The sequence below is a fragment of the Microbacterium hominis genome (genome assembly GCF_013282805.1).
Taxonomy (GTDB): Bacteria; Actinomycetota; Actinomycetes; order Actinomycetales; family Microbacteriaceae; genus Microbacterium; species Microbacterium hominis_B.
Genome location: NZ_CP054038.1, coordinates 1691299 through 1711918 on the forward strand (window position 1 = coordinate 1691299; position 20620 = coordinate 1711918).

General features: G+C 70.3%; 19 protein-coding genes and 3 tRNA genes. 17 read left to right on the plus strand and 5 right to left on the minus strand.

The features are described from left to right. The first annotated feature begins 4 nt into the window (after positions 1-4). The 3 genes from HQM25_RS07500 (at position 5) to HQM25_RS07510 (ending at position 3252) form a co-directional block, all read left to right on the plus strand. Entirely contained in the window at positions 5-1111 is a 1107-nt protein-coding gene (locus HQM25_RS07500; RefSeq protein WP_172989668.1) for a branched-chain amino acid aminotransferase, read from the plus strand. 112 nt (positions 1112-1223) lie between these two features. Next, positions 1224-1991 (plus strand): fumarylacetoacetate hydrolase family protein, encoded by a 768-nt coding sequence (locus HQM25_RS07505; protein WP_172989669.1) that lies wholly within the window; start codon positions 1224-1226, stop codon positions 1989-1991. Next, complete coding sequence (locus tag HQM25_RS07510) at positions 1984-3252, plus strand: MFS transporter (protein ID WP_172989670.1); 1269 nt, start codon at positions 1984-1986, stop codon at positions 3250-3252. Before HQM25_RS07505 ends, HQM25_RS07510 begins: the two co-directional genes overlap by 8 nt. Here HQM25_RS07510 and HQM25_RS07515 read toward each other — a convergent pair. Continuing rightward, the gene (locus HQM25_RS07515) at positions 3229-4296 is read right to left on the minus strand and encodes an aminotransferase class V-fold PLP-dependent enzyme (protein WP_172989671.1); all 1068 of its coding nucleotides are present in this window, start codon (positions 4294-4296) and stop codon (positions 3229-3231) included. The two genes, HQM25_RS07510 and HQM25_RS07515, sit on opposite strands and share 24 nt — an antisense overlap. Positions 4297-4377: 81 nt before the next feature. Here HQM25_RS07515 and HQM25_RS07520 point away from each other — a divergent pair, with 81 nt between their 5' ends. The 4 genes from HQM25_RS07520 to HQM25_RS07535 all read left to right on the plus strand — a co-directional run bounded on the left by HQM25_RS07520 (position 4378) and on the right by HQM25_RS07535 (position 7692). Beyond that, complete coding sequence (locus HQM25_RS07520) at positions 4378-5307, plus strand: LysR family transcriptional regulator (RefSeq protein ID WP_172989672.1); 930 nt, start codon at positions 4378-4380, stop codon at positions 5305-5307. A gap of 56 nt (positions 5308-5363) precedes the next feature. After that, positions 5364-6878, plus strand: coding sequence for a glutamate--tRNA ligase (gltX, locus tag HQM25_RS07525; RefSeq protein WP_172989673.1), 1515 nt, complete (start codon positions 5364-5366; stop codon positions 6876-6878). 73 nt (positions 6879-6951) lie between these two features. Next, positions 6952-7023, plus strand: a tRNA-Gln gene (locus HQM25_RS07530). 246 nt (positions 7024-7269) lie between these two features. Continuing rightward, positions 7270-7692 carry a hypothetical protein gene (locus HQM25_RS07535; protein ID WP_172989674.1) on the plus strand — a complete coding sequence of 141 codons (423 nt, stop codon included), beginning with the start codon at positions 7270-7272 and terminating at the stop codon, positions 7690-7692. Positions 7693-7763: 71 nt separating this feature from the next. On the opposite strand, the gene HQM25_RS07540 is transcribed toward HQM25_RS07535, so the two are convergent. After that, entirely contained in the window at positions 7764-8684 is a 921-nt protein-coding gene (locus HQM25_RS07540; RefSeq protein ID WP_172989675.1) for an aminoglycoside phosphotransferase family protein, read from the minus strand. 91 nt (positions 8685-8775) lie between these two features. Between HQM25_RS07540 and HQM25_RS07545 the strand changes: the two genes are divergently transcribed. Genes HQM25_RS07545 through HQM25_RS07560 form a run of 4 tightly spaced genes read left to right on the plus strand, consistent with a single transcriptional unit; the run spans position 8776 to position 12898 of the window. Beyond that, a complete protein-coding gene (locus HQM25_RS07545) occupies positions 8776-9555 on the plus strand; it encodes a DeoR/GlpR family DNA-binding transcription regulator (protein WP_172989676.1) in 780 nt (259 codons plus the stop codon). After that, entirely contained in the window at positions 9552-10508 is a 957-nt protein-coding gene (locus tag HQM25_RS07550; RefSeq protein ID WP_172989677.1) for a 1-phosphofructokinase family hexose kinase, read from the plus strand. Before HQM25_RS07545 ends, HQM25_RS07550 begins: the two co-directional genes overlap by 4 nt. 27 nt (positions 10509-10535) lie before the next feature. Further along, positions 10536-12578: a PTS fructose transporter subunit IIABC gene (locus HQM25_RS07555; RefSeq protein WP_172989678.1), complete on the plus strand. Its 2043-nt coding sequence runs from the start codon at positions 10536-10538 to the stop codon at positions 12576-12578. 50 nt (positions 12579-12628) lie between these two features. Continuing rightward, positions 12629-12898 carry an HPr family phosphocarrier protein gene (locus HQM25_RS07560; RefSeq protein WP_172989679.1) on the plus strand — a complete coding sequence of 90 codons (270 nt, stop codon included), beginning with the start codon at positions 12629-12631 and terminating at the stop codon, positions 12896-12898. 57 nt (positions 12899-12955) lie between these two features. On the opposite strand, the gene HQM25_RS07565 is transcribed toward HQM25_RS07560, so the two are convergent. Continuing rightward, positions 12956-13594: an MBL fold metallo-hydrolase gene (locus HQM25_RS07565; protein WP_172989680.1), complete on the minus strand. Its 639-nt coding sequence runs from the start codon at positions 13592-13594 to the stop codon at positions 12956-12958. Between the two features lie 113 nt (positions 13595-13707). Here HQM25_RS07565 and HQM25_RS07570 point away from each other — a divergent pair. Further along, positions 13708-13783, plus strand: a tRNA-Glu gene (locus HQM25_RS07570). A 19-nt stretch (positions 13784-13802) separates the two neighbouring features. Next, positions 13803-13878 (plus strand) — tRNA-Glu (locus HQM25_RS07575). Between the two features lie 79 nt (positions 13879-13957). On the opposite strand, the gene HQM25_RS07580 is transcribed toward HQM25_RS07575, so the two are convergent. Together HQM25_RS07580 and HQM25_RS07585 are read right to left on the minus strand one after the other, a co-directional pair. Continuing rightward, a complete protein-coding gene (locus HQM25_RS07580; RefSeq protein WP_172989681.1) occupies positions 13958-15067 on the minus strand; it encodes a DUF4349 domain-containing protein in 1110 nt (369 codons plus the stop codon). Beyond that, the gene (locus HQM25_RS07585) at positions 15064-15621 is read right to left on the minus strand and encodes an RNA polymerase sigma factor (protein WP_172989682.1); all 558 of its coding nucleotides are present in this window, start codon (positions 15619-15621) and stop codon (positions 15064-15066) included. The genes HQM25_RS07580 and HQM25_RS07585 overlap by 4 nt, the downstream gene beginning before the upstream one ends. A gap of 290 nt (positions 15622-15911) precedes the next feature. On the opposite strand from HQM25_RS07585, the gene HQM25_RS07590 reads away from it, so the two are divergent. From HQM25_RS07590 to murA, 4 genes are all read left to right on the plus strand, one after another. After that, complete coding sequence (locus HQM25_RS07590) at positions 15912-16958, plus strand: TerC family protein (RefSeq protein ID WP_172989683.1); 1047 nt, start codon at positions 15912-15914, stop codon at positions 16956-16958. A gap of 158 nt (positions 16959-17116) precedes the next feature. Continuing rightward, on the plus strand, positions 17117-18580 hold the full coding sequence (leuC, locus tag HQM25_RS07595; RefSeq protein WP_172989684.1) for a 3-isopropylmalate dehydratase large subunit: 1464 nt from the start codon (positions 17117-17119) through the stop codon (positions 18578-18580). Position 18581: 1 nt separating this feature from the next. Then, entirely contained in the window at positions 18582-19178 is a 597-nt protein-coding gene (leuD, locus tag HQM25_RS07600; RefSeq protein WP_172989685.1) for a 3-isopropylmalate dehydratase small subunit, read from the plus strand. 68 nt (positions 19179-19246) lie between these two features. Continuing rightward, positions 19247-20617, plus strand: a complete 1371-nt coding sequence (murA, locus tag HQM25_RS07605) for a UDP-N-acetylglucosamine 1-carboxyvinyltransferase (protein WP_172989686.1) — start codon at positions 19247-19249, stop codon at positions 20615-20617. Positions 20618-20620: the final 3 nt, after the last annotated feature.

A 20620-nucleotide genomic window follows, 5' to 3' on the forward strand; every position in this document is an offset into this window, starting at 1 on the left:
TGACATGACCCTCCTCGACTCTGACCCCGACACCGGCCTCGCTCCGCTCGAGTTCGCCGTCACCCGCAACCTCGCCGCCAAGGCGCCGGCCCAGCGCGAGGAGATCCTCGCCAACCCCGGGTTCGGCACGAGCTTCACCGATCACATGGTCGACATCTGCTGGTCGGTCGGCGGCGGGTGGCACCGCCCGCGCGTGCAGCCGTACGGTCCGCTCTCGCTCGACCCGGCCGCGGCAGTGCTGCACTACGGTCAGGAGATCTTCGAGGGCATCAAGGCCTACCGCCACGCCGACGGATCGGTGCACACCTTCCGCCCCGACCAGAACGGCCGTCGCCTGCAGCGCTCCGCGCGCCGGCTGGCGCTGCCGGAGCTCCCCGTCCCGTACTTCATCCAGTCGCTGCGCGAACTGATCGCCGTCGACGGAGACTGGGTGCCGTCGGGCGACGACCAGAGCCTGTATCTGCGCCCCTTCATGTTCGCGAAGGAGGCCTTCCTGGGCGTGCGGCCGGCGCACAAGGTCGGCTACTACGTGATCGCCTCGCCCGCCGGTGCCTACTTCAAGGGCGGCGTGAAGCCCGTCTCGATCTGGCTGAGCGAGGACTACGCCCGCGCCGGAAAGGGCGGCACGGGCGCCGCCAAGACCGGCGGCAATTACGCCGCGAGCCTCCTGCCCCAGTCCGAGGCCTATGAGAACGAGTGCGACCAGGTCGTGTTCCTCGACCAGGACGGCAACGTCGAGGAACTCGGCGGCATGAACGTGATCTTCGTCTACAAGGACGGCACGATCGTCACCCCGCAGTCTCCGTCGATCCTCGAGGGCATCACGCGCGAGTCGATCCTCCAGCTCGCCCGCGACCGCGGCCACAAGGTCGAAGGCCGCGCGGTCTCGCTCGCCGAATGGCGTCAGGGCGTGGCATCCGGCGACATCGTCGAGGTGTTCGCCTGCGGAACGGCCGCCGTCGTGACCCCGATCGGCGTGCTCAAGGGCAAGGACTTCCTCGACGAGCAGCCCACCGGCGAGCTCGCGCTGTCGCTGCGCGAGGAGCTCACCGACATCCAGTACGGCCGCCGGGAAGACCGGCACGGCTGGCTGCTGCGCCTCGACGCCTGAGCCCGCCCGTCGCCACCCCTTGCCGAGATCAGGTGATCCGCCGTACACAGGACGATGGGTGCGGAATCCGTCCTGTCCTGGGCGGATCACCTGATCTGGATAGGCTGATCCGGTGAGGATCGCGCGCTTCAGCCACCACAACGCCATCAAGTTCGGCATCGTCGACGACCGAGAGCTGGTCGTGCTCGCCGGCGATCCGATGTTCGCCGGGTACGACACGACGGGGGAGCGGGTGCCGCTGGCCGACGTGGCGCTGCTCGCGCCCGTCATCCCGCGGTCGAAGATCGTCGCGGTGGGTCGCAACTATCGCGACCACGCCGCCGAGCTCGGCAACGAGGTGCCGGCGGCACCGATGCTGTTCTTCAAACCGAACACCTCGGTCATCGGCCCCGGCGATGCCGTCGTGCTCCCCTCCGGCTCCGACTTCGTGAGCTTCGAGGGAGAACTGGCCGCCGTCATCGGCCGCATCGCCAAGAACGTTCCGGCCGAGAACGCGCTCGACTACGTGTTCGGATACACCATCGCGAACGACCTCACCGCCCGCGACTGGCAGAAATCCGACGGGCAGTGGGCCCGGGCGAAGGGATTCGACACCTCGTGCCCGCTCGGTCCCGCGATCGAGACCGAGTTCGCCCTCGACGGCGGCGCGACGATCACCACGCGTCTGAACGGCGAGGTCCGCCAGCAGGGCCCGATCAGCGACATGATCTTCTCGCTTCCCGAGGTCATCGCCTTCGCCTCCGCCGCCTTCACGCTGCTGCCAGGCGACGTCATCCTCACCGGCACGCCGGCCGGCGTCGGGCAGATCGTGGCCGGCGACGTGGTCGAGGTCGAGATCGACGGGCTCGGCATCTTGAGAACACCTGCGCGGGATGCCTGACCCGGCGCTCACCGGCGCTCTGGCGCCCACCGAGATCGCGCGGATCCAGCGCCGCACCGTCGGCGTGCTCTCGGTCGGCCAGGTGCTCGGCGGCCTCGCCTTCGGGGCGACGATCTCGCTCGGCGCGATCCTCGCCGTCGACCTGTCGGGCGACGAGGCCTTCGCGGGGCTCGCGACCGCGGCGATCACCCTCGGCACGGCTGTCATCGCGATTCCGCTCGCCCGCCTGGCCCAGCGTCGGGGCCGCCGCATCTCGCTGAGCACGGGCATGGCGATCGCCCTCGCCGGTGTGATCCTCGTGATCGCCGCCGCGGCGGTGCGCTCTTTCCCGCTCCTGCTCGCCGCCTTCGCGCTGGTCGGGGCGGGTCAGTCGGTGAACCTTCAGTCCCGGTTCGCGGCCGCCGATCTCGCTTCCTCCGCCACGCGGGGCCGCGATCTGTCGATCGTGGTGTGGGCGACGACCATCGGTGCCGTGCTGGGCCCGAATCTCACGGGCCCGGGTGAAGCGCTCGGTCAGGCGATCGGGATGCCGCCGCTGACCGGTCCGTATCTGTTCACGGTCGTGGGCCAGGCGCTGAGCATCCTGCTCTACCTCGCCGCGCTGCGGCCGGATCCGCTGCTGCTCGCCCAACGGGTCGTCGCCGCGGCATCCTCGGATCCTGCCTCGGCGCGCCCGATCGCCTCGATCGACCATCCCCGTGCGGCGCGGTTCGCCATCGCCGCGATCGCGGCCGCACACGGCACGATGGTGGCGATCATGGCGATGACCCCCGTGCACCTGCTCCACCACGGGGCGGACCTGACGATCATCGGAGTGACGATCAGCCTGCACATCGCCGGCATGTACGCCCTGTCGCCGGTGTTCGGCATTCTGACCGACCGGATCGGGCGGGTGCCGACGATCCTGCTCGGGCAGGTGCTCCTCGCCGCAGCGCTGCTGACCGCCTCGTTCGGGCAGGATTCCACTCCCGCCGTGACGGTCGGTCTGACTCTGCTGGGTCTCGGATGGAGCGCGGCCACCGTCGCCGGTTCGGCGCTTCTCACCGAGGCCTCTGCGGAACAGCAGCGCACCCGCCGTCAGGGGCTCAGCGACTTCACCATGAGCATCGTGGGAGCGGCGGGGGCCATCCTCGCGGGCGTGGTTCTCGGGTGGATCGGGTACGGCGGGCTCGCGCTGGTCGTCTCGGCGCTCGTGATCGCGACGGTTCTGCTCGCCCCGCTCGGTCGCATCCCCACCTCAGCGCGCGCCGAGCGCGCGTAGCGCGTCGTCGAGGTCCACCTCGTCGTTGAACAGGTGGAACGCGACGCGCGCGCGCCCCGCGCGACCGGAGGCGGTGATCCCCGCCGCGGTGAGCAGCGCGAGATCGCGCCCGGTCGGGTCGTCCCATGTGACGATCGCCGACGCGCGTGCCGGGCGCGGCAGGCCGAGGCCTCGCCGGAAACGAGCCGCGAGGCCGGTCGCGTGGTCGTGGATCCGGGTAAGGTCCGCACGGGCGAACAATTGGAGCGCGGGGGCCGCGCCGACGAACGCCTGCCAGGCGGGGGACACGTCGAATCGGCCGGCTCCGGCGGCCAGTGCCGCATCGCCGCCGTAGCACGACGACCAGGGGTCGGCCCCGGCGTACCAACCGGCGTGGACGGGAGCGAGTGCGTCGGCGAAGTCCGCCGAGACAGCCAGGAACGAGACGCCGCGTGGCGCGCACAGCCACTTGTACGCGTGGCACACGAGGGCGTCGAAGCGCGACGCGTCGATCGGGAGCCAGCCGACGGCCTGCGTCGCGTCGCAGAACGTGCGCGCACCGTGGCGGTCGGCCGCCGCGGCGATGGCCTCGAGGTCGGCGACCTCGCCCGTCGCGGACTGCACGGCCGAGAAGGCCACCAGTGCGGTGTCGGGGCCGATCGCCTCGGCCAGGTCGGACAGCGCCGCCGTGCGCATCCGGAGGCTCCGGCCGGCGTGGACGAATGGCAGCACGATCGAGGAGAACTCTCCCTCGGGTACGAGCACCTCGGCATCGTGCGGGAGTGAGGCCGCGATCAGCGACGCCGTCACCGACACCTGCGATCCGATCGCGATCCGGTCGGCATCCACTCCGACGATCGCGGCGAACAGCGTGCGCGACCGCTCCACCGCGGCGGTGTAGCCGGCGATGTCGATCCGGCCGGAGGCCGAGGCGTCGAGGTCGGCCCGCATCGCCTCGGTCGCGGCGCGCGGAGGAATGCCGGCCGTGCACGCCGCGAGGTAGCCGCGGCCGCCGTCGAAGGCGGCATGGGCGGGAGCGGGGGCGAGGGCCTGCGAAGCGAGCATGCATCCAGGGTCCGTCGCGCGATCATGTATGTCTACGGCAGGTGTTCGATGATTCGCATCACCTTTGCTTATGCTTGAGGGATGCCGACCGAGAGTGCGCCGAGCTTCGATGCCGCCGACCTGCGGGTGGTGAAAGCCGTCGCCGATGCCGGATCGATCACCGCTGCGGCGGAGCGGCTGGGGTACAGTCAGCCGGCGATCAGCCAGCAGCTGAAGCGCCTCGAGCTGCGCGTCGGCGCGGCTCTGGTCGAACGAGTGGGCCGCTCGGTGCGACTCACCGAGGCCGGGAGGGTCCTCGCCCGTCACGCGACCGCCGTCTCGACGGTGCTCGAGGCGGCCGCGGGCGAGCTGGCGGAGCTGAGCGGGCTCCAGGCCGCGCGGGTGCGGCTGGTCGGGTTCCCTTCGGCCTCGCCTACGCTCGTGCCGCGCCTTCTCGCAGACCTCGCCCACCGGCATCCCGGCATCTCGATCACCTATGTCGAGGCCGAACCTCCCGAGGCGGTGGATGCGGTGCGCGACGATCGCGCCGACATCGCACTCACGTTCAGCTATCCGGGCGATCGCGACGACCCCCACGGGGCGAGCGCGCGTGGACTCGACGTGCGAGCGGTCGGCGCTGACGACCTGCTCGCCGTACTCCCGGCATCCCATCCGCTCGTCGTCGACGATGTCGTGGACGTGGCGGGACTCGCGGCCGCAGACTGGATCGCGGGGTGCCCGCGCTGCCGCGGACACCTGCTCGAGCTGTGCGAACGCGCGGGATTCACCCCGCGCATCGCGTTCGAGACCGACAACGTCGTGGCCGTCGAGAGCCTTGTGGCGCAGGGGATTGGCGTCGCGACCCTGCCGCGCATGGCGGCCGAGTCGTTTCCACCACTGCCGGGGGTGGTGTTCGCGTCCCTGCCCGAGGGCGAGGCGCGCACCATCCACACCGTCACGGCGCGCGGAGCCGACCGCGTGCCCGCGGTGCGGGTCGTGCTCGTCGCGATCCGCGCCGTCCTCGCATCCTGACGCCGCGACCCCGATGGACGCGGGCGCACCGGGTGCCCCAACTAGACTTGACGGCGATGTCTTCTGCACCCGATCCCCGCACCACCACCGCGACCGGCGCCGATGTGCGCGTGCGCTTCTGCCCGTCGCCGACCGGCCTGCCCCACGTCGGGCTCATCCGCACCGTGCTGTTCAACTGGGCCTACGCGCGCAATCAGGGTGGCACGCTCGTGTTCCGCATCGAGGACACCGACGCGGCGCGCGACAGCGAGGAGAGCTATCAGCAGCTGCTTGAGGCCCTGCGCTGGCTGAAGATCGACTGGGACGAGGGCGTCGAGGTCGGCGGCCCGCACGCGCCGTACCGCCAGTCGCAGCGGCACGAGATCTACCGCGAGGTGCTCGACAAGCTCATCGCGGCCGGCGCGGTCTACGAGTCGTACTCGACCGCCGAGGAGATCGACGCGCGCAACCAAGCCAACGGTCGCGCCAAGCAGCTCGGCTACGACAACTTCGATCGCGACCTCACCGACGAGCAGAAGGCGGCGTTCCGCGCCGAGGGGCGCCAGCCCGCCTATCGCCTGCGCGTGCCGGACGAGGACCTGACCTACGTCGACCTCATCCGCGGCGAGGTGACCTTCCCGGCCGGCTCGTTCCCGGACTTCGTGCTGGTGCGCGCCGGTGGAGTGCCCCTCTACCCGTTCGTGAACCCGGTCGACGACGCGCTCATGGGCATCACGCACGTCATCCGCGGCGAGGACCTCATGCCCTCGACCGCCCGCCAGCTCGCGCTGTACCGGGCGCTGGTGGATGCCGGTGTGACGACGTTCATCCCGCGCTTCGCGCACATGCCGCTGGTTCTCGGCGAGGTGGGCAACAAGAAGCTCTCCAAGCGGGACCCCAAGGCCGACCTGTTCCTCCAGCGCGACAAGGGATTCATCCACGAGGGTCTGCTCAACTACCTCGCGCTGCTGGGCTGGTCGATCGGACCCGACCGCGACGTCTTCTCGCTCGAGGAGCTCATCGCCGCGTTCGACATCGCCGACGTGAACCCCAACCCGGCCCGCTTCGACCAGAAGAAGGCCGAGTCGATCAACGGCGACCACATCCGCATGCTGGATGCCGCCGACTTCGCCGCGCGGATCGTGCCGTACCTCGCCGCAGCCGGTCTCGTCGAGCAGCCGCCGACGCCGGCGCAGCAGGAGCTGCTCGCGCAGGCCGCGCCGCTCATCCAGGAGCGTCTGCCGCTCCTGGGCGATGCGCCGGGCCTGCTCGCCTTCCTGTTCCGCGACGAGGTCGCCTACGAGGACGACGCGCTCTCGTCGCTCCCGGCGAACGCGGGCGACGTGCTCGCAGCGTCGGCAGCCGCTCTCGAGGCTGTTCCGGAGACGGACTTCACGGCCACTGCGGTGCAGGACGCGCTCTCGGCGGCGCTCGTCGAAGGGCTCGGCCTCAAGCCGCGCGTCGCCTACGGCCCCCTGCGCGTCGCGCTCAGCGGCCGTCGGGTGTCGCCGCCGCTGTTCGAATCGATGGAGCTCCTCGGCAAGGCCGAGACGCTCCGCCGGGTGGGCGGACTCTCGGCGCGACACGCCTGAGATCCGCTCGGTTTGGCCGATCGGCCGAGGTCGTCTAAGCTTGATCCTCGGCACCGAGTTCGGTGCAACACCATGGGGTATGGTGTAATTGGCAACACGGCTGATTCTGGTTCAGTTGTTCTTGGTTCGAGTCCAGGTACCCCAGCAGGAAAGAAACCCCCGCTCAGGCGGGGGTTTCTGCTTTCGCCGCAGTGAGGGATGCCGCGGAGCGGCCGCTTTCCGTGCGACGGGCACTGCGATCGTCGTTCCCTTCGCGAGCATCCGGGTGTACCTTGCGTATCGGCGTATGAGACCTCTGCGGCCCCGACGCACGACACGTGCACGACTTCGTCGCTCCCGCAGCGGGCGTCCGGCCGACCGGGCGGACGCAACCTCTTTCCAGGAGGCGACGATGCCCCAACCTCAATCCAAGCGACGCTTCATCACGCGCGCGCTCATCGCCATGGCCGCTTCGGCCGGCTTGGTCTTCGTCTCGGCCGCGCCGGCGTCGGCGACCGTGCACGAGATCGTGGCGCAGTGGTGCTCCGGACACGACGAACTCGCCCCGCCCGGAATCACCGGCGGAAGCAAGGCCGACAACCTGGCCAAGCCGCTGTTCGCATCGGGTTTCATCACGGGGAACCTGGTTCCGTTCACCGGAGACGCCGGGCCCGGGTTCCTCATCGAGTTCAACTATGACGCGAAGAACTCCAAGACGGTCGGCACCGGAGTGTTCGTCGTGCTCGATCCGGAGGGTCCGATCTACTTCGAGCTGATCAAGCCCGACCCCACCTTCCCGGCCTTCAAGGCCTGCCCGAGGCTGGCTACCGGCTGACGGCGCCGTCACCGCAGACGACGTCCGCCGGGCGGGGGTCGTCTGCGGTGCGACCGCTCTCGTCCGCGCAGTCAGCCGATGCCGATCGTCTCGCGCAGCGACTCTCGACCGAGCTCGGCGTACGCCGGCACGTCGTCGCTGTGGGCGAGGAGCATGAGACCGAGGGATGCCGCCCACGCCCGCGCGCGCACCCAGGTCGCCTCATCGACGCGGGAGCCGACGGCGGAGCGGAACGCGGATCGTCCCGCCGCGTCGAAGGCGAGCCAGCCGACGGCCAGGTCGTAGGCGGGGTCGCCCGAGGTGACGTCGCCGAAGTCCACGATCCCGACCAGGCGATCCCCGTCGGCGAGGATGTTTCCGGGGTGGAGGTCGCCGTGGATCCACACCGCGGGGCCGCTCCACGACGACGCGTCGAGTCCGGCGACCCAGACCGACTCCGCCCTGTCGAGATCGCGTCGCGCGACGGCACGTGATGCGCGCAGCTGTGCGATCCGTCCGTGCACCGCCCCGTCGCGCCCGCGCAGCGGTCCGCCGCGGAACGGGTTCACCGGAGCGTCCGCGGTCGCGGGGGAGTGCAGAGCCTCGAGAGCGGCGGCGAGCGGCTCCGCCCATGCGCTGCGCGTCGATCGCGGCGCGTCCAGGCCCGTGTGCCCCTCGATCCAGGGGACGACCGACCACGGCCAGGGGAAGTCCCCGTCCGGCGCGCCGCAGACGAGCGGCGTCGGCAACGCGACCCCCGTTGCCTGCACGGCGGCGCTCACCAGGGGGAGCACGCGCTGTTCGTGGATGATCAGCGGTGCGGCGGCCGCGCGACGAGGCAGACGGACGGCGAGATCGTCGCCGGCGCGCCAGATCTCGCAATCCCAGCCCTCAGCTGTCTTGCCGAGGGGGCGCGACGACGTGCCGGGGATGAGCGGGTCGGCCTGAGTCCGCAGCAGTCGTCGCACCGTGTCTTCGTCGATGGCGTGCTCGGCGCGCGGCTTGTCGGCCATGCCCCGACGATACCGGGCGCCGAGATCTGCGAACTGCTTGTTTCATGTGGGAATGTGTTGTACTGTGTGGGAAATCCGACGAAGGGTTCCCATGTACGCGACGGAGCGCCACCGGCTCATCGAACGCCTCCTCCTCGAGGACGGTCGAGTGAGTGTCGTCGACCTCGCCCGCCGGTTCGCCGTCACGACCGAGACCGTCCGCCGCGACCTCGACCTGCTCGAGGGCGAGGGTGCGCTGCGGCGGGTCCACGGCGGCGCCGTCGCCCGGGAGCGGGGGAGCACCTCCGAGCCGTCGCTGACAGAGCGCCTCGGCAGTCGCGGGGAGTCGAAGACCGCCATCGCGGCGCGCGCACTCGCGGCGGTCGGGTCCGACTTCCGCGGATCGATCTTCTTCGACGCGGGCACCACGACCGGCGCCGTGGCGGCGCTGCTCGTCGACTCCGGACCCCGGCCGGGTGTCGAGGCGGTCACCCACGCGCTGCAGCTCGCCCAGACCCTCGCGACCGGCGAAGGGCTCGGGCTCACCGTGATCGGCGGCCGGGTGCGCGGGGTCACGGGAGCAGCCGTCGGCGCCGACACGGTGCACGCCATCGAGGGGTTCCGGCCCGACATCGCCTTCGTGGGCACCAACGGGCTCTCGGCCGGATTCGGCCTGAGCACGCCCGACCCCGATGAGGCGGCGGTCAAACGCGCCATCGTCGCCGGCGCGCGGCGGGTCGTCGTCGTCGCCGACGCCGACAAGCTCGGGCGCGAGCTGCTCGTGGGATTCGCGCCGCTCGACGCGATCGACGTGCTCGTGACCGATGCCGCGCCCGACCATCAGCTGAGCGTCGCGCTGGACGACGCAGGAGTGGAGGTGTGGCGCGCATGATCGTGACACTCACGGCCAATCCGTCGCTCGACCGGGCGATCGCGCTCGCGGCGCCGCTGCAGCCGGGGGAGGTGCAGTCCGCGCTCTCCTCCCGCGAAGACGCCGGCGGCAAGGGCATCAACGTCGCCCGCGTCGTGCGCGGTGCCGGGCTCGGCGCGCGCGCGGTGCTCCCTCTCGCGGACGCCGATCCCTACGACGTCGCCCTGCGGGCAGCTGGAGTGGATGCGTGGCGCGTGCCGGTCCGCGGGTTCGTCCGCGCGAACCTGACGATCACCGACCCCGCGGGGGTCACCACGAAGCTCAACCTGCCGGGGGCGCAGCTCGGGCCCGACGAGCGGCAGGCCGTCATCGACGCCACCGTCTCAGCGTGCGTCGGCGCGCGCTGGCTCGTGCTGGCCGGCTCGCTGCCGCCCGGCGCATCCGACGACTTCTACGTGGCCGTGATCGCGGCGCTCCGCGACGCACACGGGGCTGCGGCACCCCGCATCGCCGTCGACACCTCCGGTGCGGCGCTCGAGGCCGTCGTCGCCCACGGGCGCCCCGATCTCATCAAGCCCAACGATGAGGAGCTCGCGGCGCTCGCCGGAGTGCCGCTCGACCCGTCGGCTGCGCCCGAGGAAGGCGTGCTCGCCATCGCCGCGGCGATCGTGCCGGAGCGCGCGGCATCCGCCCTCATCACGCTCGGCTCCCACGGCGCCGTCTTCGTCGACGCAGACGGCGCGTGGTTCGCCCCCGCCCCCCGCATCACGGTGGCGTCCACCGTGGGCGCCGGGGACAGCTCGCTCGCGGGCTGGCTGATCGCCGACGCCGAGGGTGCGCCCGCCGACGAGCGGCTGCGCCGCGCGATCCGGTACGGCGCGGCCGCGGCATCCCTCCCGGGCACGCAGGCACCGCGTCCCGAAGACCTCCCCACCGCCGACATCGCCGTGAGGCGACTGGCCGGCATCCACTGAAACGCAACCCTCACCACGGAGAGCATCATGACCGACACCATCACCTCGGGGCTCGTGAGCCTCGACGCCGCGCTCGGCGACGACAAGGCCGCGGTGATCCGCGCCCTCGCCGCCCGTGTGGTCGCGCAGGGCCGCGCGACCGACGTCGAGGCGCTCTATGCCGATGCCTGGGCTCGGGAGCAGAAGGACGAGACCGGCCTGCCCGGCGGTATCGCGATCCCGCATGCCAAGAGCGCCGCGGTCACCGAGCCGTCACTCGCCTTCGCGCGGCTGAGTCCCGGTGTGGACTTCGGCGCGCCCGACGGTCCCGCCGACCTCGTCTTCCTCATCGCCGCACCCGAGGGAGCGGCCGAGGCGCACCTCGCGGTGCTGTCCAAACTCGCCCGCAGCCTCATGCAGGACGACTTCACCGGCGCGCTGCGGGCCGCGGCCAGCGACGATGAGGTCGTGCGCATCGTCCGCGAGGCCATCGGGGAGTCGGATGCCGCGCCCGCCGCCGACACCGCGCCGGCCGCTGCGCCGACGGCCGCCGAGCCCACCGCCGATGCGGTGCGGATCGTCGCCGTCACCGCGTGCGCCACCGGCATCGCCCACACCTTCATGGCCGCAGACGCGCTCACCGCGGCGGGGAAGAAGAACGGCGTCGACCTCGTCGTCGAGCCGCAGGGCTCCAGCGGCTACCAGGCGCTGCCGGCGGATGTGATCGCGAATGCCGACGCCGTGATCTTCGCGACGGACGTCGATGTGCGCGAGCCGCAGCGCTTCGCCGGCAAGCCCGTCGTCCGCTCCGGCGTCAAACGCGGCATCGAACAGCCCGACCAGCTCATCGCCGAGGCGATCGCGGCGACGAAGGACCCGAACGCCGCGCGCGTCGCGGCCTCGACGTCGGCGGCATCCACCGCCACCTCGACGGCCTCGCTGTCGTGGGGCGCCCGCATCCAGCGGATCCTCCTCACGGGCGTGAGCTACATGATCCCGTTCGTGGCGGGCGGCGGTCTGCTGATCGCGCTGGGATTCCTCCTTGGCGGCTACGACGTGACCGATGACGCGGCGACGATCATCACGCAGAACGCGCTGTGGGATCTCCCCACCGGCGGCGAGGACCTGTTCCTCGGGAACCTCGGCCTGTACCTCGGGTCGGTGTTCTTCATGATCGGCGCGACCTCGATGGGATTCCTCGTCTCCGCGCTGTCGGGCTACATCGCCTTCGCCATCGCCGACCGTCCGGGCATCGCACCCGGCTTCGTCGCCGGTGCGGTCGCCGTGCTCATGAACGCCGGATTCATCGGCGGCATCATCGGCGGTCTGCTCGCGGGCGTCGTCGCCTGGTGGCTCGGCAACCTCAACGCGCCGCGCTGGCTGCGAGGTCTCATGCCGGTCGTGATCATCCCGCTGTTGGCATCCATTGTCGCGTCGGGGCTCATGATCCTGTTCTTCGGCCGTCCGATCGCGACCCTCATGACCGGTCTCAACACGTGGCTGACCGACCTCGCCGGCACGTCGGGCATCATCCTGGTCGGCGTCATCCTCGGTCTCATGATGTGCTTCGACCTGGGCGGTCCCGTCAATAAGGTCGCGTACGCCTTCGCGACCGCGGGCCTGGCGGCCGGCTCTCCCGAGAACCCGACGCCCTATCTGATCATGGCCGCGGTCATGGCGGCCGGCATGGTGCCGCCGCTGGCGATGGCGCTGGCCTCCACGGTCATCGCCCGCGGATCCTTCACTCCGGTGGAGCGGGAGAACGGCAAGGCCGCGTGGCTGCTGGGCGCGGCGTTCATCAGCGAGGGCGCCATCCCGTTCGCGGCGGCCGACCCGCTGCGCGTCATCCCGGCGTCGATGCTCGGCGGCGCGGTGACCGGTGCGCTGTCGATGGCCTTCGCGGTCGAGTCGCTCGCCCCGCACGGCGGCATCTTCGTCTTCTTCGCCATCAACCCGGTGTGGGGCTTCCTCCTGGCACTCCTGGCCGGTACCGTCGTGACCGCGTTCACTGTCGTCGGGCTCAAGCGGTTCGTCGGCCGCAAGGAGCTCGAGGCGGCAGAGGCGCCCATGATGGCTCCGGCCGTGGCCTGAGGGCACACGCCGGAGCACACGATCCCGTCAGAGAGGAACGAGGACAACAAATGGCAGAACGTCAGGCCACCATCGCCAGCAGTTCAGGACTGCACGCGCGACCCGCGAAGCTGTTCGTGCAGGCGGTGAAGGAGAAGCCCGTTCCGGTCACGATCGCGGTGGAGGGCGGCCCCGACCTGAATGCGGGCAGCATCCTCTCTCTCATGGGCCTCGGCGCCTCGCAGGGGACCGTCGTCACGCTGAAGGCCGAGGGCGACGGCGCCGAGCAGGCGCTCGACGAGCTCGTCGCGCTGCTGGAGACCGATCTCGACGCCGAGTAAGGAAGAGAAGAGGGATGCCGCACCCCGCCGGGGTGCGGCATCCCTCTCTCGTGCGCGTCAGATGTCGGCGGAGTCGCCCGGATCGAGTTCGACCAGCTCGCCGCCGTGCTGCTGCGCCGCCCACGCGAGGCGCGCCCGGCCCATCGTGCGGCCCGCCGTCGACAGCCCGATGTCGTGCGTCCCGAACACCTGGCGCGGCGCGACGGCGAGAACGAAGTCCATCGCGTCGCCGATCTTCAGCCACGGTGCGCCGACCGGCGCCGCGAGCAGCTTGATGTCGGCGCCGTCCGGCAGGGCGTACGAGTCGCCCGGGTAGTAGAACACGTCGTTGACCAGCACGCCCACGTTGTCGATGACCGGGATGGACTCGTGGATGACGGCGTGACGTCCGCCATGGAAGGACAGCTGGAAGGGTCCAGCCTCGACCGTGTCGCCCGGGGCCACCGTCGTCACGTCGAAATCGGCAGCCGCGACCGCCACCCCGGCCGGACCGAATACGGGCGCATCGGGGAACTGATCGAGGATGCGGCGCAGGTGCTCGGGGGTCCAGTGGTCGGGGTGCTCGTGGGTGACCACGATGCCGACGACGTGCTCCAGGTCGTCCAGCGGCGCGGTGAACGAACCGGGATCGATGACGAGGGTGCGGCCAGCGTCGTGGAGGGTGAGGGTGGCGTGCTCGAACTTGGTGACTCGCATGGGGAGAGTCAACCGCCGCGCGGTCGTCCGCGGCAAGCGTGGGGCCCGATGCCGCCTCGATTTGGCGAGGTGCGCGGGGGCATGGCATAATCGAACGGTTGCCTGAACGGTACGGCCCCATCGTATAGCGGCCTAGTACGCCGCCCTCTCACGGCGGTAACGCGGGTTCGAATCCCGCTGGGGTCACCAGTCAGGCAACAGGCTATGCGGCCCCATCGTATAGCGGCCTAGTACGCCGCCCTCTCACGGCGGTAACGCGGGTTCGAATCCCGCTGGGGTCACCATGCAAGAGAAGCCCGGTCCGATCGGACCGGGCTTCTCTCGTTCGCGAGCCCGAGTCGAAGGCCGTGCAGCGGCCGCGGGTCAGGGCTCGACGTCGACCGATGCGCGACGCCGGCGGCGCAGCCGCAGGACGCCCCAGACAATTAGCGCTGCGGCGCCCGCGACGAAGAGCCAGGGGAGCAGGAACCCGAGCGCGATCACGATGCCATTGAGTGTGGCGACCAGGCCGTTCCATCCGGCGGCGAGTCCGTCCGCGAACCCGGCGGGATCGGCTTCGACGGGCACGGTCTCGCGCGTGAGCGTGACCGTCAGTCCGGACAGGTCGATCTGCGACTCGAGGGATTCGAGCTGCTGCTGATACGACTCGAGCGTGGCCTGACGCTCTGCGAGGGCCGACTCGGCGGCGATCACGTCGGAGACGGACGCGGCTTCGGCCATCAGGGCGGTGAGGCGGTCCACGGAGGCCTGCGCGACCTCGATCCGGGCGCGCAGGTCGACGGTCTGCTCGGTCACGTCCTGGCGGCTGATCGACGAGGCGGTCACCTCGCCGAACTCGTCGAGCCCCTCGATCATCTCGGGCAGGCTGTCGGAGGGGACGCGGACGCTCACCCACGCGCCCTGCGGGAAGGGGAAGGTGTCCACGACCACCAGCCCGTCGGGGCCGACGCCCGGCTCCGCGCCCGACGACCCGGCACCCTGCGCCGTGATATCGATGTTCATCGACTCGACGTAGCCGCCCAGCCGAGCCGCTTCCTCACCGATCCCGCGGGCCGCGTCGGCGACGTCGTCGACGGTCAGCTGCGCGGAGGCATTGGCGATGATCTCGCGCGCACCCTCATCCTGCGCGCTCGCGACGGCTCCGCCGGTCGCAGTGTCCCCACTCGAGAGCGCTCCGTCGCGGGCGGACTCCTCGACGGCGATCCCGGGCAGCAGCTCGGGGGACGCCGCAGTGTCGGCGGCGGATCCCCCGCTCACGAGGGTGCCGACACTCGGCGCGATCACCGCGGCGACGATGAGGACGGCCGCGGCGGCGGCGCCGCCGATCCAGATCCGCCCGCGCCGTGCGCGCTGCCGTTCGCGGGCGCCGCGTTCGCGCGCGATCCCGTCGAACAGCTCCCTTTCGATCTCGTCGATGCGCGAGGCGGCGAGTTCGGGCAGGTCCCGGGTCTGAGTGGAGGATGACGTGTTCATGTGCTCTCCTTGACGACGGTCCGAAGGCGCGTTCGGATGCGGGAGAGACGATTGCGCACGACGCCGTGCCCGACGCCGAGCGCATCGGCGGCAGCCTGGTACGCGTAGCCTTCCGCGGCGCAGAGGCGGAAGATGTCGCGGTCCAGCGGGCTCAGTCCGCCGACCTCGGCGAGGATGCGCGCGGCGAGGTCGTCGTCGATGACCTGCTGCTCCACGTCGACCGTCGAGGGCAGGGACTCCTCGACGGCGGCCGCGGTGTGCTCGCGGTCGCGCTTCTGGCGTCGGATGCGGTTCGCGGACTGGAGCCGGCACACCGTCGCCAGCCACGGCAGCAGCGACTGCCCGGCGAGCTCGAACTCCGGAAGCTTGCGCCAGGCGACGAGGAACGTCTCCTGTGTCACATCCTCCGCATCTGCGGCGTTGCCGACCAGTCCATGCGCGATCCAGTACACGGGGCGGACGTAGGCGCGGTACAGCGCGCGGAAGGCGAACTCGCTCCCGCCCGCTGCGAGCGCGATGAGCTCTGCGTCGCTGGTGATGTCGTGCTCAGGCATCCTCGTCCTCGCCCCGCCGCATGCCGGTATCGCTGCGGGGCACCATTGTCTCTCACCGTGCAAGTGTCGGCGGGCGGCTGATCGTCTCGATCTCGTCACCATCCGTGCGGCGGGGCGGGGCATCCCAGCCTGTATCCTGATCCGAGCGAGAGGGAGTATCCCGCCTACGCGCATCCGTCATCACGGGCCCCGACAGTGCGGCCCCGGGCGCGCGTCGCGCTCGAACGGAGCGCGGGGAGAGACTTTCGGATCCGAACGACCCCTCCGACCTCCCCCTCGAAAGGCCCTGAATGGACCTCGAACTCCCGCTCTGGTTCGAAATCGGATCCCTGGTGGTCCTCTCCCTCATCCTGCTGGCGGATCTGCTGCTGATCCTCAAGCGCCCGCACATCCCGTCGACCAAGGAGTCGACCCTGTGGGTGGTCTTCTATGTGAGCCTCGCCCTCATCTTCGCGCTGCTCATGTGGCGATTCGCCGGCCCCGAGTATGCGGGGCAGTTCGTCGCCGGCTGGCTGACGGAGTACAGCCTGTCCATCGACAACCTGTTCGTCTTCGTGCTGATCATGACCCAGTTCGCGGTGCCGCGCCGCTATCAGCAGGAGGTGCTGATGGTGGGCATCATCATCGCGCTGGTGCTGCGCGGACTGTTCATCCTGGCGGGCGCCGCGATCATCGAGCAGTTCAGCTGGGTGTTCTACATCTTCGGCGCCTTCCTGGTCTGGACCGCGATCCGCCAGGCGTTCCCCGGCGGCGACCACGACGACGACGTGAAGCAGGAGAACTTCGTCGTGCGCACCCTGCGCCGCTTCATCGACATCTCCGATCAGTACGACGGCGCCAAGATCCGCACGGTGGTCGGCGGCAAGAAGATGTGGACGCCGATGATCATCGTGTTCATCTCGATCGGCATCACCGACCTGCTGTTCGCGATCGACTCGATCCCCGCCATCTTCGGCATCACCCAGAGCGCGTTCATCGTGTTCACGGCCAACCTGTTCGCGCTCATGGGACTGCGCCAGCTCTACTTCCTGCTCGGCGACCTGCTCGACCGACTGCGGTACCTGCACTACGGCATCGCGTTCATCCTCGCCTTCATCGGTCTGAAGCTCGTGTTCCACGCGATGCACGTGAACGAGCTCCCGTTCATCAACGGGGGAGAGCACATCGAATGGGCTCCGGAGATCTCGACGTGGATGTCGCTGGGGGTCATCGTGGCGTCGATGGCAGTCGCCACGATCGCGAGTCTCGTGGCCTCGGCGCGCGAGAAGCGCGCGCAGTCGCCCGAGGCGGCGGCCGAGGTGGTCGCGGAGGAGAAGGGCACCCCGCCGACTGTGTGACGCAGCGAGTCCGGGTCGCGTCGGTGACGGTGGTAGCCTGACCTCGTGCGGATCGCTCGCCTCCTCCTTAGCGGCCGCGACGAGTCCTAGTTCCCAGGCCTCACTCGTCGCGGAGTCTCTCGCGGGCTTGATCCCCCATCTGAGGAGAACGACAGAGCATGAACGATCCCGTTTCCGACGCGTCCACGATCCCCGATCACCCGCGCACCCTGGCGGAGAAGGTGTGGGACGACCACCTCGTGGTCAAGGGCGAGGGCGGACAGCCCGACCTCATCTACATCGACCTGCACCTGGTGCACGAGGTGACCAGCCCCCAGGCCTTCGACGGGCTGCGCGCCGAGGGGCGTCCGGTGCGGCGCCTCGACCTCACGATCGCGACGGAGGATCACAACACCCCGACGCTGGATATCGACAAGCCGATCGCCGACCCGACCAGCCGCGTGCAGATCGAGACCCTGCGCCACAACGCCGAGGAGTTCGGCGTGCGCCTGCATTCGCTGGGCGACAAGGAGCAGGGCATCGTCCATGTCGTGGGGCCGCAGCTGGGTCTGACGATGCCGGGTATCACGGTGGTGTGCGGCGACTCGCACACGTCGACCCACGGCGCCTTCGGGGCGATGGCGTTCGGGATCGGCACGAGCGAGGTCGAGCATGTGCTGGCCACGCAGACGTTGCCGTTGAAGCCGTTCAAGACGATGGCGATCACGGTCGAGGGTGAGCTGAAGCCGGGGGTCACGGCGAAGGACATCATCCTCGCGATCATCGCGAAGATCGGCGCGAACGGCGGGCAGGGTTACGTGCTGGAGTATCGCGGCAGCGCGATCCGGTCCCTGTCGATGGAGGGCCGGATGACGATGTGCAACATGTCGATCGAGGCGGGGGCGCGGGCTGGGATGGTCGCGCCCGATGAGACGACGTTCGCGTATCTGAAGGGTCGTCCGCATGCCCCGGAGGGGCAGGACTGGGAGGACGCGGTCGCGTATTGGCGGACGCTGCCCAGCGATGAGGGCGCGGTCTACGACGCGGAGGTGTTCCTCGACGCGAACGAGCTGGAGCCGTTCGTGACGTGGGGCACCAACCCGGGTCAGGGTGTGTCGCTGTCGGACGTGGTGCCGTCGCCGGCCGATTTCACTGACCCGAACGAGCGTGCGGCGGCCGAGCGGGCTCTGGAGTACATGGATCTGACGCCGGGCACTCCGCTCAAGGAGGTGCCTGTCGACGCCGTCTTCATGGGCTCGTGCACCAACTCGCGCATCGAGGACCTGCGTGCGTTCGCCTCGATCATCGAGGGGCGCACGAAGGCCGACGGCGTGCGTGTCATGGTGGTCCCGGGGTCGGCGCGGGTGCGGCTGGAGGCCGAGGCCGAGGGGCTGGACAAGATCATCACCGCGTTCGGCGCGGAGTGGCGTTTCGCGGGCTGCTCGATGTGCCTGGGCATGAACCCGGACCAGCTGGCGCCGGGGGAGCGGTGCGCGTCGACGAGCAACCGCAACTTCGAGGGACGGCAGGGCAAGGGCGGGCGCACGCACCTGGTGTCGCCGCTGGTCGCGGCGGCCACCGCGGTCCTCGGCCGCCTCGCGAGCCCGAGTGACCTGCCCGTCGTCGAGACCGTGGAGGCCTGACATGGAGAAGTTCACCACCCACACCGGCATCGCCGCACCGCTGCGTCGTTCGGCGGTCGACACCGACCAGATCATCCCCGCGGTGTATCTGAAGCGGGTCGCCAAGACCGGGTTCGAGGACGCCCTGTTCGCGAGCTGGCGTCAGGACCCCGAGTTCGTCCTGAACCAGCCCGCGTACGCGGGCGCGAGCGTCCTGGTCGCGGGTCCCGACTTCGGCACCGGCTCCAGCCGCGAACACGCCGTGTGGGCGCTGCGCGACTACGGCTTCCGCGTCGTGCTCAGCCCGAAGTTCGCCGACATCTTCCGCGGCAACGCGGGAAAGCAAGGCCTGGTCACGGGCGTGATCTCCGAATCCGACCTGCAGACCGTGTGGGCGGCGATCGAAGCCGCTCCGGGCGCGTCGATGACCGTCGACCTCGAGGCCCGCACCGCCGCGATCGGCGAGATCAGCGTCTCGTTCGAGATCGACGATTACACTAGGTGGCGGCTCCTCGAAGGGCTCGACGACATCGGGCTCACGCTGCGCAGCGAAGACAAGATCGCGCAGTTCGAGGCTCGCCGTGAGGCCTGGCGGCCGCGGACGATCCCCGTCCGATAAGCCGGCGGCCGGCCCCACCCGGGCCGGCGCCGTCGCCAGTCTCGATGACACCAAGTGAGGTCCACCGGATGAAGTCGCTTCTCAGCGTCACCCCAGATGCCAACGCAGGGGAAGGGGAAGTGGCAGGAGAGATCCTCGCCATCCGCGGCGGAAGACCGCTGACGGGTCGTGTGGAGGTGAAGGGGGCGAAGAACCTCGTCACCAAGGCGATGGTCGCCGCCCTCCTGGGCGAGACCCCCAGCACGCTGCGCGACGTCCCCGACATCAGCGATGTGCAGGTCGTGCGATCGCTGCTCGAGGTGCACGGCGTGCGCGTCGAGGACGGCGACGAGGAAGGCACGCTCCACTTCGACCCGAGCGGCGCGGAGGCCGCGCACTTCGAGGAGATCGACGCGCATGCCGGCGCATCCCGCATCCCGATCCTGTTCTGCGGCCCGCTGCTGCACCTGCTCGGCGAGGCGCTGATCCCCGATCTCGGTGGATGCCGCATCGGCGACCGCCCCATCAACTTCCACATGGATGCGCTGCGCGCCTTCGGCGCGGTCGTCGACAAGAGCTACGAGGGCATCCGCATCACGGCCCCGGATGGACTGCACGGCGCGAACATCGAGCTGCCCTATCCGAGCGTCGGAGCGACCGAGCAGGTTCTGCTCACGGCCGTGCGCGCCCGGGGCACGACGGAGCTGCGCAACGCCGCGATCGAACCCGAGATCATGGATCTCATCGCGGTGCTGCAGAAGATGGGCGCGATCATCTCCTACGAGCCCAACCGTGTCATCCTCATCGAGGGTGTGGAGAGCCTCCGCGGCTACGACCACCGTGCGATCTTCGACCGCAACGAGGCCGCCTCCTGGGCGTGCGCGGCGCTGGCCACCGACGGCGACATCTTCGTGGGCGGTGCCCGCCAGCAGGAGATGCTGACCTTCCTCAACGTGTTCCGCAAGGCGGGCGGCTGGTTCGACGTGCACGAGGACGGCATCCAGTTCCGCCGCGGCGGCGTGCTCAAGCCCGTGGTGGTCGAAACCGACGTGCACCCCGGATTCATGACGGACTGGCAGCAGCCGCTGATCGTCGCTCTGACCCAGGCCGATGGCACGTCGACGGTGCACGAGACCGTGTACGAGAACCGCCTCGGGTTCACGACCGCGCTCAATCAGATGGGCGCCGACATCGTCGTGCACCCGGAGGGGATCGACAGCTCCGATCGCCGCGTCCCGCGACGCGCGCTCGAGCAGGCGGCGGTCATCAGCGGCCCGACGCCGCTGCACGGCGCCGACGTCGTGGTGCCCGACCTGCGCGGAGGCTACAGCTACGTCATCGCCGCCCTCGCGGCCGAAGGCGAGTCCGTCGTGCGCAACATCGGCATCATCCGACGCGGCTACGAGAAGTTCCTCGCCAAGCTCGACACGCTCGGCGCCGACTTCGACGTCATCGGGTGACGG

Excerpts from the sequence above, each read along its gene's own strand:
- HQM25_RS07500 (WP_172989668.1), top strand. The coding sequence starts at position 5 with ATGACCCTCCTCGACTCTGACCCCGACACCGGCCTCGCTCCGCTCGAG.
- HQM25_RS07510 (WP_172989670.1), top strand. The coding sequence starts at position 1,984 with ATGCCTGACCCGGCGCTCACCGGCGCTCTGGCGCCCACCGAGATCGCG.
- HQM25_RS07515 (WP_172989671.1), bottom strand. The coding sequence starts at position 4,296 with ATGCTCGCTTCGCAGGCCCTCGCCCCCGCTCCCGCCCATGCCGCCTTC.
- HQM25_RS07520 (WP_172989672.1), top strand. The coding sequence starts at position 4,378 with ATGCCGACCGAGAGTGCGCCGAGCTTCGATGCCGCCGACCTGCGGGTG.
- gltX (WP_172989673.1), top strand. The coding sequence starts at position 5,364 with ATGTCTTCTGCACCCGATCCCCGCACCACCACCGCGACCGGCGCCGAT.
- HQM25_RS07535 (WP_172989674.1), top strand. The coding sequence starts at position 7,270 with ATGCCCCAACCTCAATCCAAGCGACGCTTCATCACGCGCGCGCTCATC.
- HQM25_RS07540 (WP_172989675.1), bottom strand. The coding sequence starts at position 8,684 with ATGGCCGACAAGCCGCGCGCCGAGCACGCCATCGACGAAGACACGGTG.
- HQM25_RS07545 (WP_172989676.1), top strand. The coding sequence starts at position 8,776 with ATGTACGCGACGGAGCGCCACCGGCTCATCGAACGCCTCCTCCTCGAG.
- HQM25_RS07550 (WP_172989677.1), top strand. The coding sequence starts at position 9,552 with ATGATCGTGACACTCACGGCCAATCCGTCGCTCGACCGGGCGATCGCG.
- HQM25_RS07555 (WP_172989678.1), top strand. The coding sequence starts at position 10,536 with ATGACCGACACCATCACCTCGGGGCTCGTGAGCCTCGACGCCGCGCTC.
- HQM25_RS07560 (WP_172989679.1), top strand. The coding sequence starts at position 12,629 with ATGGCAGAACGTCAGGCCACCATCGCCAGCAGTTCAGGACTGCACGCG.
- HQM25_RS07565 (WP_172989680.1), bottom strand. The coding sequence starts at position 13,594 with ATGCGAGTCACCAAGTTCGAGCACGCCACCCTCACCCTCCACGACGCT.
- HQM25_RS07580 (WP_172989681.1), bottom strand. The coding sequence starts at position 15,067 with ATGAACACGTCATCCTCCACTCAGACCCGGGACCTGCCCGAACTCGCC.
- HQM25_RS07585 (WP_172989682.1), bottom strand. The coding sequence starts at position 15,621 with ATGCCTGAGCACGACATCACCAGCGACGCAGAGCTCATCGCGCTCGCA.
- HQM25_RS07590 (WP_172989683.1), top strand. The coding sequence starts at position 15,912 with ATGGACCTCGAACTCCCGCTCTGGTTCGAAATCGGATCCCTGGTGGTC.
- leuC (WP_172989684.1), top strand. The coding sequence starts at position 17,117 with ATGAACGATCCCGTTTCCGACGCGTCCACGATCCCCGATCACCCGCGC.
- leuD (WP_172989685.1), top strand. The coding sequence starts at position 18,582 with ATGGAGAAGTTCACCACCCACACCGGCATCGCCGCACCGCTGCGTCGT.
- murA (WP_172989686.1), top strand. The coding sequence starts at position 19,247 with ATGAAGTCGCTTCTCAGCGTCACCCCAGATGCCAACGCAGGGGAAGGG.